At 64.3% G+C, this 14,954-nt stretch carries 18 protein-coding genes; 7 read left to right on the top strand and 11 right to left on the bottom strand.

What is annotated here, in order from left to right; genetic code table 11:
* Positions 1-30 precede the first annotated feature (30 nt).
* Positions 31-1,446, top strand: a complete 1,416-nt coding sequence (locus CXY70_RS04215) for an NAD(P)/FAD-dependent oxidoreductase (RefSeq protein ID WP_104191136.1) — start codon at positions 31-33, stop codon at positions 1,444-1,446.
* Here CXY70_RS04215 and CXY70_RS04210 read toward each other — a convergent pair.
* The 3 genes from CXY70_RS04210 to CXY70_RS04200 form a co-directional block, all read right to left on the bottom strand.
* On the bottom strand, positions 1,443-2,108 hold the full coding sequence (locus CXY70_RS04210; protein ID WP_104191135.1) for a Pr6Pr family membrane protein: 666 nt from the start codon (positions 2,106-2,108) through the stop codon (positions 1,443-1,445). The genes CXY70_RS04215 and CXY70_RS04210 overlap by 4 nt on opposite strands.
* A 72-nt stretch (positions 2,109-2,180) precedes the next feature.
* Complete coding sequence (locus tag CXY70_RS04205) at positions 2,181-2,510, bottom strand: acylphosphatase (protein WP_233205729.1); 330 nt, start codon at positions 2,508-2,510, stop codon at positions 2,181-2,183.
* Positions 2,511-2,676: 166 nt separating this feature from the next.
* Positions 2,677-4,461, bottom strand: coding sequence for an HNH endonuclease signature motif containing protein (locus CXY70_RS04200; protein WP_104191133.1), 1,785 nt, complete (start codon positions 4,459-4,461; stop codon positions 2,677-2,679).
* A 174-nt stretch (positions 4,462-4,635) separates the two neighbouring features.
* On the opposite strand from CXY70_RS04200, the gene rraA reads away from it, so the two are divergent.
* Complete coding sequence (rraA, locus tag CXY70_RS04195; RefSeq protein ID WP_104191132.1) at positions 4,636-5,103, top strand: ribonuclease E activity regulator RraA; 468 nt, start codon at positions 4,636-4,638, stop codon at positions 5,101-5,103.
* 60 nt (positions 5,104-5,163) lie between these two features.
* Here rraA and CXY70_RS04190 read toward each other — a convergent pair whose 3' ends face one another.
* Both CXY70_RS04190 and CXY70_RS04185 read right to left on the bottom strand, forming a co-directional pair.
* Positions 5,164-5,760: a PepSY domain-containing protein gene (locus CXY70_RS04190; protein ID WP_104191131.1), complete on the bottom strand. Its 597-nt coding sequence runs from the start codon at positions 5,758-5,760 to the stop codon at positions 5,164-5,166.
* A gap of 160 nt (positions 5,761-5,920) precedes the next feature.
* A complete protein-coding gene (locus tag CXY70_RS04185; protein WP_104191130.1) occupies positions 5,921-6,799 on the bottom strand; it encodes a hypothetical protein in 879 nt (292 codons plus the stop codon).
* A 264-nt stretch (positions 6,800-7,063) separates the two neighbouring features.
* Between CXY70_RS04185 and CXY70_RS04180 the strand changes: the two genes are divergently transcribed.
* Positions 7,064-7,864, top strand: coding sequence for a nuclease-related domain-containing protein (locus tag CXY70_RS04180; protein WP_146066050.1), 801 nt, complete (start codon positions 7,064-7,066; stop codon positions 7,862-7,864).
* Positions 7,865-8,000: 136 nt separating this feature from the next.
* On the opposite strand, the gene CXY70_RS04175 is transcribed toward CXY70_RS04180, so the two are convergent.
* Both CXY70_RS04175 and CXY70_RS17740 read right to left on the bottom strand, forming a co-directional pair.
* Positions 8,001-8,726: a DUF1524 domain-containing protein gene (locus CXY70_RS04175; protein ID WP_369851733.1), complete on the bottom strand. Its 726-nt coding sequence runs from the start codon at positions 8,724-8,726 to the stop codon at positions 8,001-8,003.
* Positions 8,727-8,801: 75 nt separating this feature from the next.
* Positions 8,802-8,945, bottom strand: a complete 144-nt coding sequence (locus tag CXY70_RS17740; protein WP_158250904.1) for a hypothetical protein — start codon at positions 8,943-8,945, stop codon at positions 8,802-8,804.
* 159 nt (positions 8,946-9,104) lie between these two features.
* Here CXY70_RS17740 and CXY70_RS17490 point away from each other — a divergent pair, with 159 nt between their 5' ends.
* Positions 9,105-9,797, top strand: coding sequence for a hypothetical protein (locus tag CXY70_RS17490; RefSeq protein WP_146066049.1), 693 nt, complete (start codon positions 9,105-9,107; stop codon positions 9,795-9,797).
* Between the two features lie 52 nt (positions 9,798-9,849).
* Positions 9,850-10,320: a heme-degrading domain-containing protein gene (locus tag CXY70_RS04165; RefSeq protein WP_104191126.1), complete on the top strand. Its 471-nt coding sequence runs from the start codon at positions 9,850-9,852 to the stop codon at positions 10,318-10,320.
* 4 nt (positions 10,321-10,324) lie between these two features.
* Here CXY70_RS04165 and CXY70_RS04160 read toward each other — a convergent pair whose 3' ends face one another.
* Positions 10,325-10,534: a hypothetical protein gene (locus CXY70_RS04160; protein ID WP_134526146.1), complete on the bottom strand. Its 210-nt coding sequence runs from the start codon at positions 10,532-10,534 to the stop codon at positions 10,325-10,327.
* 261 nt (positions 10,535-10,795) lie between these two features.
* Here CXY70_RS04160 and CXY70_RS04155 point away from each other — a divergent pair, with 261 nt between their 5' ends.
* Positions 10,796-11,674 (top strand): nuclease-related domain-containing protein, encoded by an 879-nt coding sequence (locus CXY70_RS04155; protein WP_104191124.1) that lies wholly within the window; start codon positions 10,796-10,798, stop codon positions 11,672-11,674.
* Positions 11,675-11,683: 9 nt separating this feature from the next.
* Here the strand turns inward: CXY70_RS04155 and CXY70_RS04150 are convergent, their stop codons facing one another.
* Positions 11,684-12,346, bottom strand: a complete 663-nt coding sequence (locus tag CXY70_RS04150; protein WP_146066048.1) for a hypothetical protein — start codon at positions 12,344-12,346, stop codon at positions 11,684-11,686.
* A gap of 266 nt (positions 12,347-12,612) precedes the next feature.
* On the opposite strand from CXY70_RS04150, the gene CXY70_RS04145 reads away from it, so the two are divergent.
* Entirely contained in the window at positions 12,613-12,930 is a 318-nt protein-coding gene (locus CXY70_RS04145) for a hypothetical protein (protein WP_104191122.1), read from the top strand.
* 189 nt (positions 12,931-13,119) lie between these two features.
* On the opposite strand, the gene CXY70_RS04140 is transcribed toward CXY70_RS04145, so the two are convergent.
* Together CXY70_RS04140 and CXY70_RS04135 are read right to left on the bottom strand one after the other, a co-directional pair.
* On the bottom strand, positions 13,120-14,046 hold the full coding sequence (locus CXY70_RS04140; RefSeq protein ID WP_104191121.1) for a carbohydrate ABC transporter permease: 927 nt from the start codon (positions 14,044-14,046) through the stop codon (positions 13,120-13,122).
* Complete coding sequence (locus CXY70_RS04135; protein WP_104191120.1) at positions 14,043-14,933, bottom strand: carbohydrate ABC transporter permease; 891 nt, start codon at positions 14,931-14,933, stop codon at positions 14,043-14,045. The genes CXY70_RS04140 and CXY70_RS04135 overlap by 4 nt, the downstream gene beginning before the upstream one ends.
* Positions 14,934-14,954: the final 21 nt, after the last annotated feature.

The following is a 14,954-nucleotide window of genomic DNA, read 5'->3' as shown; positions in this document are numbered from 1 at the left end:
CCGACTGATTAGCCGTTCTGGGCGGGGCCGATGATGAAGCGGCGCACTTTTCTGCTCGGCACGGCGTCGGGTTTTTCAGTCTTGGCGCTCGCAGCGTGCGTGACGCCGCAGCCGCTGCCGTCGCCGTCCGTTGCACCATCCACGCTGACACCGTCGCTGGTGCCCCAGCCGCTCGCGGTCTCCCGCACCAACTGGTCGACCGACCCTTTCTCCCGCGGATCCTTCAGCTACGCCGCCGTCGGAGCCACTCCCGAGCATCGGGCGGCTCTCGGTCAGGCCGTCGATGCCCGGGTGTTCTTCGCCGGTGAAGCCACCGCGGCCGACGAGCCCGGAACCGTGCAGGGCGCGCGCGCCTCTGGCCTGCTGGCGGCCAGCCAGGTGCAGGACGTCGCGGCTCCGGGGGAACGCATCACCATCGTTGGTGCTGGAATCGCCGGCATCACGGCTGCTCGTCAACTTGTCGACGACGGCTTCAACGTGGTCGTCATCGAGGCGCGCGACCGTATCGGCGGTCGTATCGACACCGTCAGCGGCGACTGGCCGTTCCCGATCGAACGGGGCCCCTCGTTCGTACACGGCACTGCGGAGAATTTTCTGGACGACGAACTGACCGCCCTCGGGGTGCGGCTCTTGCCGTTCCCGCGCACGCCGGAGGTGCGCACCCGGGCCGGGGCTGTCGTCGAGGTATCGCCACTCGGGCCCCAGGCCGTCGCCGGTGCCCTCGGCTGGGCGGCAAATCAGCAGCAGGATGTCTCGGTCGAACGCGCCCTGATTGATTCGGGCGAAGCCAGCCTGTCGAAGACCCCGAACGCCGAAGGCCTCTCGGATGCCGATTGGCTCGAGTACGAAATCGCCACGAAACTCAAGATCGAATCCGGGGCTACCCCGAGCCAGCAATCGGCCTGGTATACGACCGACATCGCGAGTACTGACGACGATCACATCGTGATCGGCGGGTACTCGACCCTGCTCACCAGCGACGCTGAAGGCCTCGAGGTGTTGCTCTCCAGCGTGGTCAACCGTGTGGCCCACGACGACCGGGGTGTGAGTTTGCGCCTCGGCACCGGAGAGTCGCTCTCGGCGGATCGCGTCATCGTCACGGTGCCACTCGGTGTGCTCAAGAATGCGGCGATCGAATTTTCGCCGGCACTGCCGTTTGCGCATCGCGGGGCGATTGCTGCCCTCGGCATGGGGGTGGTCGACAAAATCTGGTTGCAGTTCGACGAGCCGTTCTGGGACACTGCCGCGCGACTGTGGACCATCGTCGGCGAAGACGCCGACTTTCCAGTGTGGGTAAACATGATGCCGCTCACCGGGGAACCTATTCTCATGGGCATGATCGCTGCCGAAAACGCGGCCCGGCTGTCCGAGCTCCAGGATGACGAATTCCTGTCCGCGGCACTGGCCGCGCTCGAGCCGTTCCTCGCCGTTGCAGACGCCGGCTAGGGTTCAGAGCGCGGTTCCCACGGCGGCAGCAGGTGTTTGGGCATCCGCTTGAGGCGGGTGATTCCGGTGAGCAACGCCGCGATGCCGGTAATTATGGCCACGATGATCAGGCAATAGAACACCGTCTCTCCGGGGCCGCTGACCTGCCGGGCGTCGAGAAAAAAGTACGGGTACCAGCCGACGATCGGTCCCCGAATGAGCGTGAAGACCAGCCAGAACACCGGAAAAACGATGGCCCAGCCCAGGTATTTCCACGGCAGGCGTGCCTTGAACGGGTCGATCATCCAGTCGATCAGGGCGCAGGCCGGGATGATGAAGTGCAGTAGCTGGCTCGACCATGGCACCTCGATTGAGTAATTGGCGCTCGAGGACTGCCAGACGATAATGCCGTAGACCACGCCCGACACCAGAATGTAGGTCGTCACCATGGCACGCAACATGTCGAGCCAGGCCGGGTCGATCGGTCGCCGTAGGGCGACGATAGCTGCCGTCAGGATCACCGCGACGGAGGCGATGGCGCTCTGCACGGTGAAGTAGCTGAAGAAATTCGCCATCGCAAACGATGCCACACCGAGAGTGTAATAGAAATACCCGATGAGACCGCATAACCCGGCCGCCGCCAGGCCGAGGCGCGCCACAGCAAACGCAGTGCGCGTCGTCATTCCCGTCCCCAGGCGGGGCTGTCGCGCGCGGTCATGATGCAACGCTACGCCAGCCCCGGGCGGCCCCCGACCTTAGTCGCTGATCTGAAAGTCACTTTCGCCGGTCGCGGCAACGTCACTCACCTCAAGCGCGGTCACGACGGCGTAGCGCGGTCCAGATTCAAGCCAGTGCAACATGCGCGAAACGGATGCCTCCCGCCCCTCGACTTCGAGTTCCACCGACCCGTCCGGCCGATTGCGAGCGTAACCGCCGAGCCCAAGCTGCTGGGCCTCGGCTCGAGCGTGAAACCGAAATCCCACGCCCTGCACCTCACCGCGGGCGAGCACTCGTTTGCGAATCACTCCACCATTGTGCGCCGAGTGGTGCCGCAGCGCGAGTCTCGAGTTGGGCGTCGTGCTCACGTTCTAACCGTGGACGAGCTTGTCGCCGCGGGCCCTCGTCGTGAGCCTTAACTGGCTCGCGGCCGGATTCGTCTCTCTGATCGTGCTCACGCGCGACTTTCGCCGACCGACGCCGACGCAGACCGACCGACGCCGACGCCGATGCTCGACCACAGGGAGTAGCAGGTTAGAACGGTTGCGGGTTGGGGTCGGCGGTGTTCCAGCCGGTNGGTTGCGGGTTGGGGTCGGCGGTGTTCCAGCCGGTGTTCCAGGCGGTGTTACACGGGTTGTTCAGGGGCTCGTCTGGTGGGGTGGGCGGGACTGGCGCCCGCGGTGGCGTTTCGGTTTGTTGCAGGTGGGGGCTGATGCGCGTGACGGGGTCGGTGGCGTAGTGTTTGCCGGCGGGGCTAATCCAGTGGAGGGTGCCGTCGGGATCGGGGATTGCTTTCCAGTCGCTGAAGTGCTTCAGGTTGTGGTCGGCCGGGCAGAGAAAATGCAGGTTGGTCGCGGTGGTCGGTCCACCGAATTGTTTATCGACGGTGTGGTCGAGGTCGCTGTGGCCGGTGGAGCGGTTGCAGCCGGGGAACCGGCAGGTTCCATCCCGTAGCCGGAGGTATTTCTTCAAGGCCGTCGGCACCCGGAACGGTGTGCTGCTGACGTCGAGGACGATGCCGGTGTGCGGGTGGGTGAGGATGCGCAGAAAACTGGTCGCGGTGCCGGCCAGCTTGCGGGCGGTCTCCGGGTCGATCGGCCCGTACCCTTCCAGCTCGCCGGGTTCGTCACTCTGACCCATCAGGGTGAGCACCGGCACGGTCACGTTGACGTTCGCGGTGAGTCCGGCACCAAGTCCGCTGCCGGTGACGCCCTGCTGGAGGAGGTCGACGGCGACATCCGCTCGCAACTGGCTGAGGGTGCGGGGTTCATCGGGGCCTTGCAGGCTGAGGGCGGTGTCGGTGACGCGGGTGTAGATACCCTGCAGGTCCTCGCCGGCGGCACGCAACCAGAGCGTGGCCATGCCGTCTTTATCCGGGTAGAACATGACGTTGCGGTCGGCTAGGCATTTCGCCCGGCGAACGGTGATGCTGTCGGGGTGGAACCGTTCCCGCAGTTTGCGGGCTTTGCCGTCGAACTGCGCCGCGGTGAGCTTGCGAGCGTGCGGCAGTAGCACTGCTTCCAGGTCGGCCTGCGCGGGCTGGGGGACGGAGTCGAGTTGGTCGAGTAGTTGGCGGGCGTGCCGGAGGGAGATCTGCCCGGTGCGGAGAGCGTCGAGGGTGCGGGGGCGGGATTCGACCAGCACCCGACTGTCGTGCAGGAGGCCGGAGGCGGTTCCGGCGGGGATGCGCAGCGCACACGCCATCTCCGCGACCAGCCCTTGTTGGGCGGCGAAGGTGGCGTCCCAGTCGTGCTCGTGGTTGGGTCCGGCCTGCGGGCGGCCGGTCTCGGCGGTGTTGGTGGTGTAATCCCAGGCCTCGGTGAGGGCTTCGGCTTTGCTGGCCTGCGCCCAGGCAATGATCTTTTCGAAGTAGAGGACGCGGTCGACGAACTGCGCCTGGCGCCGCTGAAAACCCGCAGCCGGGTCCTCGGCGGCGGGGCTGCCGTCGGTCTGGAAGTAATCGGCCGGGAGGAAATTGGCTGCGAGGTAGTCGGTATAGAGGAACTCCTCGCGGAAGTCCTCGTCGAACAGGTGCTCGGGCGGTACCGCGACGAATACCTCGGAAAGATCGAGGCCGGCCGGGATGGTCGGGCCGTCAACGAACAGCTGACCCTGAGCAGCGGCCGTTCGTGCGTTAGCTTCTTCTGCGTCGGCTGCTTCTTCAGCCTCCCAGGCCGTGCGACATTCCTCCCGGAAGGCATCAATCCACACGTGGTCTTCGTCGGAAAACGCCCACCGCTCGAACTCGCTATCGGTCAGCATCGCCAGAAAACGATCACTCACACCGCGCTGCTGGGGAGTGTCGCCGCTCTGGCTCATAGAATAAGTGTACCAATATCAAAGATAAAAGTCGAGATATTCTCCGATGTAATGGGATTTCCGTGCGAAGACGCATTCGAGCATCGAGAGGCACTTTTTGGAAGGTCGGCGGCAGTCCGATCCAGTGCAGCGTGGCGGGGCCTACTCTGGAGGCAACGAAACCCTGGAGGAACAATGACCGTATTGACCGCTGAGCTGTACGACGAGCGTGGCGACGAGCTGCAATCCGTACCCCTGCAGTTTCAGACGATCGGCGGACGAGCCCAGTTCAGCGGCCCGATCCGTACCGTCACCTGCTTTGAAGATAACGCGCTGCTCAAGTCGATCCTGTCCACGCCGGGTAATGGGGCCGTGCTCGTCATCGACGGCGGCGGCTCATTGAACTCGGCACTCATGGGCGACATGATCGCCGACCTCGCCGTAGCGAACGGCTGGTCCGGCGCGATCATCAACGGTGCCGTGCGCGACCGCATCGCGATCGGTGCCCTCGACCTTGGGGTGAAAGCCCTCGGCAGCAACCCGCGCAAGAGTTCCAAGACCGGGGCCGGCACAGCGGATGCCGTCGTTGAGATCGCTGGCGTCGTCTTCACTCCCGGGCGCACCGTCTACTGTGACGAAGACGGCATTCTGGTCGAGCGCTAACGACGTTAAACGCGTGAGGCGCTGAGCGAATTCGCTCAACGCCTCACGCGAAAACGGAACTTACTGCTGCACGTCGTCGATGCTGACGACGACGAAGTTGGCGTCGAGGTCGACGTCGCGGTCGCTGCCGTCATCGAGGGTGACCTCAACCTCGTAGAGGTGGTCCCAGTCGGTGTCCCGGTCGAAGTCGGTCACCCGACCGCTGCCGATCGCAGCGAGGGCTGCGGCCTCCGCGCTGGCACGCTCGCTAGCGGCCTGGTCGACGGCACTCGAGTCGGCTTGAGCGCTCGAGGTGGCGCGGGGGGTGACACTCGGCGCGGATGAGTTGCCGCTGTTACTGGAATTATTGGAGTCGTCAGTGTCGAATTCGCTAACCCACACCACGTCGAATGCATCGTTGAGCTCAACGTCGACGGTCGTGCCGTCGTCGAGACGCACCTCAAGGTCATAGGCGCTTCCGCCGTCGTCATTGCGTTCGGCCTTGGTCACGGTACCCGGGCCGACCTCGGCCACGGCTGCGTTGCTTGCACGGTCGAGGGTTTCGCCGGTGAGTGGGCCGTCATTGTCGTTGTCACTCACGGCGAGGGCAATGCCAGCGCCAGCGAGCGCGAGAACTGCGCCTGCGGCGGTAGCGATGAGGATATTCTTCTTGTTCATTGTGCAGTGCCTTAAGTCGGTGCCCCCAAAAGCCAGAGACCGAACGGCCGTGCCCAAGTTGCTGGCTTCAGCATAAGCGAAGAAATGTACGCCCCCTGATGTGCCGGTACAAGCCTCAGCAAATTCCCGGGTAGATCATCAAAACGCTGGCAACCCGCGTTCAGACGCGATTCAACGCATCCGTTGCAGCAAACTGTTCGAGCACGGCCCGCACCTGAATGGATGCCTCGGTGCGCCCCGAACGCACGTCCGGGATGCGCAGGACCGGAAGCTCGCTCGGCGTCGGAAAATTCGTGTACGCGTCGCGCATGAATTGGTCGAGGCGCTCGCCGACCTTAGGATCCTCGGTCCACGTCCGCGGAAGTCGGGCCGGCTCGCTGAGCGGATCGAACCCGAGCAGGGCTATGCGCGTAACGGATGCTGCTGTTGCGTCTGAGCCGTCAGCGGGCAGCGGGCGAGCCATGCGCACCCCGGAGAAGACCACTCCGGTGCCGAGCAGCAGCCAGGCGATGGGAAGGATCGCCTGCATGCTAACTTCACCGCCGGTGACCAACACAAAAAAGTAAGCGAAGACCCAGACTACCGGGGACAGCAAAATGAGAGCGATACCGCCTCGACGAATGGATCGTGAACGCTGTGATCGAGACGCAGTCGCGCCCAACTGACTAGTGGTGAAGGATTCGCGATGTTCCGACGAGATGATTTGGCTGGCATCGAACCGCCAGGCGGCGACGATTGCTTCATTGCGAGCGGCGATGGCTTGGCTCAGCAGGGAGGCTCGCGGGGCCCAATCGCAGTACTTCTGACCATCGAGCGACTGTACCCAGAGCCGATAGTTGATGTGACGCTGCTCGCTGACTCCTTGCCGGGTGGCGTAAGACGTCGCCGAAGCAGCAGCGGTCGCTCGGGCGTTCGTCGTGAACGAGGATTGCTGACCCTCCGAAAATTCCCGTGACGTGCTCGCATTGAATGCCGCTACTGCGGCCGTGGCTGCAGCCTGAGTGTTTGTGACAGCGCGCGACAGATCATTATCGATCATGGACTTCCCCCGGACATTTTTACGACCAACGGCAACATGCCTTGCTGGTCGTGCCGTGGGGTTGCTGTCGAACAACCGGGCCGTTTTATCGTTGCACAATCCGTGGGGTGATACGCCAACCGGACCGATGCTTCCCCCGTACTGGGGTGGACGAAGCTCTCTGAATACGATAGATCAGGCACCTGACCTTCGCGCAACCTCCCCATTGGGGGCTGCTCCGGCTGGCTGCAAGGGGCTAGATTCAAGCACCCGAACAGGAGAACCGTGACAATCGATGCGCCCATAATGCGACTGCGGTGCCCCGCGCAGTCGATCATAGAAGTGCTCCTGCTGGAGCAACGCCTGATCGCCCCCCGCGGGCTGCTGGAGCGCCTGTTCGGTCGATCGCCGCTCGGCGCCGACAGCGTGCGCTGCTTCGACGCTGCCCGCGCGGAAATCGCCGTGGGGCTTGCGCTGGCCGAGCTGCCTCGGGAATGGATCGTCTTTCACTCCCTGCCGGTGGGCGACAGTGGCGCCGACGTCGACCACCTCGTGATCGGACCTGGCGGTGTATTTGCCCTTCATTCCGACCGCCAGGCGCGCAAATCTGTTTTGGTCGCCGGACGCAGTGTGCTCGTCGGCGCCCGAAAGATTCCGTATATAAGGGAGGCCGAGTACGAAGCGGTCAGCCTGACCACTCTGCTTTCCGAGCGGATGCCGCGCGCAGCGACGGTACGGGGCGTCGTCGTACTCGTCGATACCAAGCGTGTGACCGTGAAGACGCAGCCGTCGCGGGTAAAAATCGTCGAAGCCGCCGACCTGTGTGCCTGGTTGCAGGGGCTCCCTCCTGCGCTGACTGCCCTCGACCGGTTGGAAATTACCCGATTCGTCGAGAACCCCGCACTCTGGCAGGCGCTCGCAGCATTAGAGCCGGCCAAGATTCTGCAGCGCTTCGACGAGCTGGAGTCAGAAGTGACCCGTGCCAGGCAGACCCGTTTTCGATGGATGATGCTCGGAATGGTTCTCAGCACACTCGGTGCCCTGCACGTACTGCTGCTGATTCCGCAGATCGTGAGCGGGCTGTAGCCGTACCGGACCAAACCACATTGCCGAGCCCTGCAGAAGTCGCGCGGCACTGCGCGACTGTGCGACTGTGTGGCTGTGTGGCTGTGTGGCTGTGTGGCTGTGTGGCTGTGTGGCGCCGAGCGGCTTCTGCTCGGGTCTATTCGCAGCCGATACCGTCGCCGTCGCGGTCCAGGTGGCGCCCGTACCCGGGTTCACCGGTATGCACCGGGGACGCGCCGGCATCCCTGGCTGCGGTGCAATTCTGAAAGTAGACGTCGCTCGGGGTGTCGGCGACCAGCGCCGACTCCGGCGCCGGCGCGATGACGGGGTCGGTGGCCCTCGCGAGCTCGTCGGGGCAGTCCGACAGGATGCGCGTCATGGCCTCGTGCTCGGCCGTCGTCACCCACAGCGCGTACGTCGCCTTCACCGAAATCTGCCTGGCCACATAGGCACATCGATAGCTTTTCAGCGGCGGTAACCAGGTTGCCGAATCGCCATCCCCCTTGCGCGAATTAGTGACGCCGTCGACGGCGAGCAGGTTCAGCGGATCGTTGGCCAGCGCCACCCGCTGCTGCTCCGACAGCTGCTGCGCGCCGGTCTGCCAGGCGTTCGAGAGAGCGACGATGTGGTCGATCTGCACGAGCGACGATGTCGTCTGGCCGCGCACGAAGCCGATCGCTAGGCCGGTATACGGGCCGAGCAGGGTGCCGCTCTGCACCTCACAGGCAGGGTCCACCACGAGCATGGTCAGGTCGCGGGCGAGGATATCGTTGCGGGTGTCGCATCCGTTTTCGTCAACGTCTAGCCAAGCCGATCCGAAGCTTCCCTCGCGGTCGTAGCCGGTCTGGGGCGCGCGTCCCTTCACTGGCAGGGTCGCCAGCACGGCGAGGGCCGCCGTATCGATCGTCGGCGTGGTTGTTACCGTCGGCGCTGGCGTTGGCGTGGGTTCGACGGTCGTTTACGGCGTTCCGCCGCTCGTCGGTTCGGCCAGATTCGACGAAACGGATGACCGCGCCACCGACGTTCCTATCAGGATCGCCCCGAGCACGCCAACGATCAGCCCAATCAACAGAAACGATCGGGTCTTGCGTCGGACGGTCATGGCGCTCCTTCTGGCCGCACGGCACGACCCTTCGAATATACGTGGTGCTACCCGGTCGCCGTGAAACGTGGCGGCGCACGCTTGGTAAAAAGTCACCTATTCTGGGGGTCCTGCGACCGGGTCGGCACTGGCAAGATATAAAACCCGGCGAGGAGCACGATGACTCATATACTCTCCACGCGGCGGTGTCTGACGACGCCTCCGGAACTACCCGAATCGAATCGCACCGGAGCGTCTCGACCATCAACCGGCCCGGCCTGGCTACTCGGCCGTGCGCACCGCACTGCGGCTACGCCGACCGACCTGGCGCTGTCCCGCGCGCGCAGTGAATGCGCTGTCGACACGCTGCTCGCGACGTTGCCGCAACACTGGGCCGCATTCACATTGCCCACACTCTGCGGTGCTGGGCCGAGCGCGATGCGCCTGCTGGTCGGCCCTGGCGGGGTTCTCGCCCTGCACGCGCAGCTCTGCGACGGCCAGATCGCCTGGGTGCATCGCCAACGCGTGTTCGTCGCCGGGCAGCGCTCGCCGGATCTCGCGGTCGCCGCGGCCGGCGCGAATCAGCTCACCATGCTGATTCGCGGGCGGCTGCCGCTGCGCACCGCGGTGCAGCCGGCGCTCGTGCTTCTGGGTGCTCGATTGCTGGCGGTCACCGGCCGCTCGGGTGGGGTGTCGGGCAAAACAACGCTCGTGCCGGTAGTCGGCGCGGCCGCGCTCGGCGACTGGCTGGTAGCGCGCCCGCAGGTGTTGCGCCCGATCGAACGCATGGAACTCGCCGCCGTGATCGACAACCCGCTCACCTGGGGTAGTCGTCCGACAATCCTGCCCCGGCCCGGTAGCGTAGGGGACTAGCCGCCAAGCGACTGCGGTGGCACGGCAACGACGCCCCCGGATTGGACCCTCGATGCATACCGACGACCTCGCCCAGCTGCAGACTCTGCTTGAACAGGAACGTACCCTGCAATTCGACGCGTTCAGCCACGACGATGCATGGGCCCTCGGCACCAGGCTCCGCACAATCGCCGCCGCCCGGGCGTTGCCGGTAGCGATCTCGATCGTGCTGGGTGACCAGCGGGTGTTCCATACCGGCCTGGCGGGAGCATCCGCTGATAATGACGGGTGGCTGGAGCGCAAGTTCGCCGTCGTGCGCCGCTACGGGCATTCCTCGCTTGCCGTCGGCACGGAATGTCGCAGCCGCGGCGTCGACTTCGACGTTGATGCCCGCCTCGACCCCACGCGTTTCGCGGCGCACGGCGGAGCGTTTCCGTTGTTCGTACGCGGATCGATGGTGGGCGTCGTCGGCGTCTCCGGACTGCCGCAGCTCGACGATCATGCCCTCGTCGTTGAGGCGTTGCGGGCGCAGCTGGCGGCGTGACCTGTTAACGCTTGGCCGGGCCGTGACCCTTGCCTGAAAGCAGTCGGGCGCGCACCGAGAACGCGCCACCGACGACGAGCGAGACCACGGCAGCCGGCAGGATCACGTCGACGAACTGGTTACCCGAGAGCAGGTTGGCCAGCAGCAGAAGCACGGCCAGGCCGCTGAAGGCGAGTCCCGCGATCGCGCAAACGTTGAAAGTCAGGTGCTTCACGAGTGAATCCAATCGGTGGGGTGGTTTCAGGCTAGCTGACGTTGCCCTACTTAGTGGGGGAGGCCCCGGCAGGGTCGCCGCTCTGGATTGGCAGCGGATGCTCCGCGCCAGTCTCGCGCGTCGCCTCGGAGCGTGAATGAGTATTACTTACGATTTGCTAACTAAAGCTGCGGCGCGGTCGATTGTGAACACGGAATCGGCAGGCGTCGGTGACGGGATAATACGGGGTACGACCCCGTGGTGAGGCAAGTGAACGTGGTTATGACAACTCTTGGTGCTGGAATGCAGGCTCGTGATCACGAGCCCGTCGTCTCCGTGGTGACCGGCATGCCCCCGATATCCATCGCCCCCGGTCGGTTTGCCGGTCAATCCGTCGTCGAGGAACTGCTGCGCCAGCACGAAAGCCGGCCGCTGCGTTCCCGGCTCGCACGCACCCTGGGTGCCGCGCCGCTCGACGCGAATGAGCTGAGCTGGCTGCGCGCTGCGCAGGCCGAGATGATTGTCGGCGACATTCTCACCCGCCTGCCCGATGGCTACAGCGTCTATCATTCCCTGCCCATTCGCAATACGGCGTTCTGGGTTGACCACCTCGTTGTGGGTCCCGGAGGGATCTTCTCGATCAATGCGAAAACCCACTGGGACCGCGACCTGCTCGGGTCGCCGCGCTCGATTCCGATCGGCGACCACGCCATGCCATATCTGCGGGATGCTCGGTTTGAATCGGCCCAGATCACCGCGTTGTTGGCGGCGGTGATGCCAGCAGCAGCCGTGGTTGAACCCCTGATTGTGCTGGTCAACCCGCACAAAATTCTGCTTAACCGCAAACCCAATGCCGTCACGGTCATCGATTCACCTCGACTGCGCCGGTGGCTCGTGGCGCGCCCGCGAACGTTCAGCCCCGAGCAGCAGGCTGCGGTCACCGCGCTCATCGACGCCCCGGCAACCTGGCGCGCAGCTACCGCGCTGCTCGCACCGGCGCATCTGCACGCGCGGTTCACTGCGCTCGAACAGCAGGTCGCGGCCGCCCGAAGCCGGCGTACGACGTTCACGGTACTCGCTGCCGTCGCGGGCACGACCTTACTTGCCGCCCTGACCTCGCCCCTCATCGTCGCTGCCGTTGAGTACCTTGCCGCGCGCTGAGCCAACGGGTTAGGCGATGCGCTCGAGTACCGTGCCCTCGCGCATCCGCTCGACGCGTACGACGTGGTCGCGCAGGTCGCGCACCCCGCGCGGGATGGCGAGTTCGGCGATGTCCTGTCCCTTGGTGACCGCGTGCGAACGAGTGGGGTGCCGGTAGTCCTCGATCGATTCGAAGGTGTTCCGCCCGCGCGGCTCCTTGCTGTGCCGCTGCGCGAAGCCGGAGTTGATCGCGCTCAGCTCGATTTCGTCTTCGTGGGCGGCCACCAGGCTCTTGGTGTTCACGGTGATCACCGTGTGGGCATCGTCGCGATATGACCGGGCATTTAGCAGGTCGTGCAGCAGCCGTGGCTGCAGGTGAAAGAACACGCGGTCGTTCAGCGCCGCGTACCACTCGGTCAGTGTCATATCTTCGAGGGCGTCTTCGAGCGACGGCTCATGAATAGCCTTTTGATGACGGATGACCGCGGTACCGAACTGGGCATGTTCCAGCACGCGCGACTCGCCACGTCGCTTGCCGAGAATGGCAGCTTGTGGGGCGCCCTGTTTGACGCCCCACCGGGTCACGAGCCCGGCCGGGCTAAGCAGCCCGTGCCTCTGGATACCGGGCCAGCTTCCATCGGCGGCCACATGGTAGAGCTCAGGGTATAGACGAATTAGATCGCGAGACAACACCGTTTAAGCGTACTCGCCGCCGGAGTGGCGCCGAGACAGCCCGAAAGTTCACCGTCGGCACTGCACCGTGCGTGCATTCGGCGCAGTCACCGCAGTCGGCCGGGCAGCAGGTCGAGCGTCGCGAGCACCGTGCGGCGTAGCGGCTCAACGAGAACGAGAACGAGAACGAGTCGGGGCAGGCGCCGAGTCTAAACGGGCCGGTATCTCGCCAGGGTGTAGCCGACCCGCGCTTGGAGCGGTACACCTGACTCCTGACGAGTTCGCCCTTGATTCTCGGCCCGATCATGCGGTACGTCGACGATGTCTCGGCGAGCATCTGGTGCGAGACTCGGGATGCCGCTCGGGTTGTGGTGACGGCCGCTGGTCGGTCGTGGGCGGCGCGCAGCTTTGCCGTGCATGCACACCATTACGCCCTCGTGCAGGTTGATGGCCTACAACCCAACTCGAGTTTGCCGTACACCGTTGACATCGATGGAACGCGGGTGTGGCCCGCAGAGGACTCCGGCTACCCGGCGGCCGTCATTGCAACGCTCGGAGGGGGCATCCGTTTCGCCTGTCCTTTGGTTCCTGCCGAACCAGTGTGAGTCACGACGCAGACGGCAACGGCACGCACGGCGTCGACTACGAGACCAAGCACAGCGGGCGGGACCGCGTTCAGGCGGCCCAACCTCTTGCGGTGGCGATTCCCTAGCTCGCCACCGCGAGCGTCGTCGTCAGGCGACAGCGATTGCTCAAGGCTTGACGCCTCTCCAAAAAGGAGGGACTGAGCGCGGTTACTTAACGGATCCGCTCATGAGCCCGCCAATGAAGTACTTGCCGAGGATGATGTACACGAGCAGGGTGGGCAACGATGCGATGAGCGCCCCGGCCATGGCCGTGCCGTAGTTGGCCAGTTGTGCGCCCTGGGCGAGGTTGTTTAACGCGAGGGAGACCGGGCCGCCGCCGGTGTCCGAGAGGAACATGGCGAACAAGAAATCGTTCCACGCGTTCGTGAACTGCCAAATGATCGTGACGACGAAACCCGGCAGCGACAGGGGCAGCACAATGGAGGCGAAGGTGCGCAACATTCCGGCGCCGTCCATGCGCGAAGCTTCCATAAGTTCCATGGGGATACTCACGTAATAGTTGCGAAAGATCAGCGTGCAAATCGGCAGCCCATAGATGACGTGCACCATGAGCAGAGTCGAAATATCGCTCGGCAGGCCGAGGGCCGTCTTCATCTGCACGAGCGGCGTCATGATGGCCTGGTACGGAATGAACATGCCGAAGAGGATGAATGTGAAAACGATGTCGGCGTGCGGGAACCGCCAGCGCGACAGCACGAAGCCGTTCATTGCGCCGACGAACGATGATATGAGCGCTGCCGGAATGGCCAGGAGGAACGTGCGACCGATGGACGGGGCGAGGGCCGACCAGGCCCCGGTCCAGTTGTCGAAGCCGGTCGGTCCGCCCGGGGTGGCGCTCTGCCAGGGCCACCGCACCGGCAGCCCCCAGGACGTGGACGCCGTGACGTCAGCGGGTGGTTTGAAGCTGGTCACGATGAGCACGTAGACGGGGATGAGTACCACGAAGACGAAAATGACCAGGAGCACGTACTTGAGAGTGCGACCCATCCTGGTGCGATGCACCGGCTTGGGCGTGCGCGGGGCCGTTTCAGCGCGGGGTGGTGCGATCGGGGGCGCTTCTTCGGTGATGGTCATCGGTCAGCCTTCTCTGAACGCCACGTTTGAATGAGGTAGGGAATGATGAAGAGTGACGCCAGCAGCAGCAAGATCGTGGCGATCGTGGCCGACTTGGCGTAGTCGTTCGAGGTGAGCGTGACCCACATGTATGTGGCGGGCACCTCGGTTTGGTAGATCGAGCCGGTGACCGACATGATCAGGTCGAAGACCTTGAGTGACATGTGGCTCACAATGATGAGCGCCGACAGCGCGATCGGGCTCAGCTGCGGGAACACCACGAAGCGGTAGAGCTTCCACTCAGAGGCGCCATCCATTCGCGCGGCCTCGCGCAACTCTTGGGGGATACCGCGGAAGCCAGCCAAGAATAGCGCCATGACATAGCCGGACAGCTGCCAGATGGCGGGCATGGCGATGGCCGCCATGCCCCAGATGGGTTCGTTCCACCAGGCGTTCTGCAGAAAGCCGAGCCCGAGGGTCTCGAAAATGCGGTTGAGACCAGACGCCCGATCGCCCTCCGCGCTGTTGAGCAGCCACCGCCACACGACGCCGGAGGCGACGAACGAGATTGCCATCGGAAAGAGGAAGACTGAGCGGAACATGCCTTCGGCATTCACGCCCTTGTCGAGCATCCAGGCCCAGATGAAGCCGAAGAGCATTGTGCCCGCGATGAAGACGACGGTGAACACGACGAGGTTGAACAAAGAGTGCAGAAAACGATCTTCGCTGAGAAGAGCGAGGTAATTCTCAAGCCCCACGAACTCGGATTGGGGTGAGAGGCTGTGTCGATTGGTCGTGGACACCTGAATGTTGGCGGCGATGAGACCGTACACGAAGATGCCCAGGATGAGGATGGTGGGGGACACCAGCAGAAGCGGGGGTCCCCAGTTGCGTACTCCCTTGCGCACAATGCGCCTTTCCGTGCGTTA

It is taken from the genome of Cryobacterium sp. Y82 (assembly GCF_002929495.1).
Lineage (GTDB): Bacteria > Actinomycetota > Actinomycetes > Actinomycetales > Microbacteriaceae > Cryobacterium > Cryobacterium serini.
This window is presented reverse-complemented; position numbering and strand designations above follow the sequence as displayed.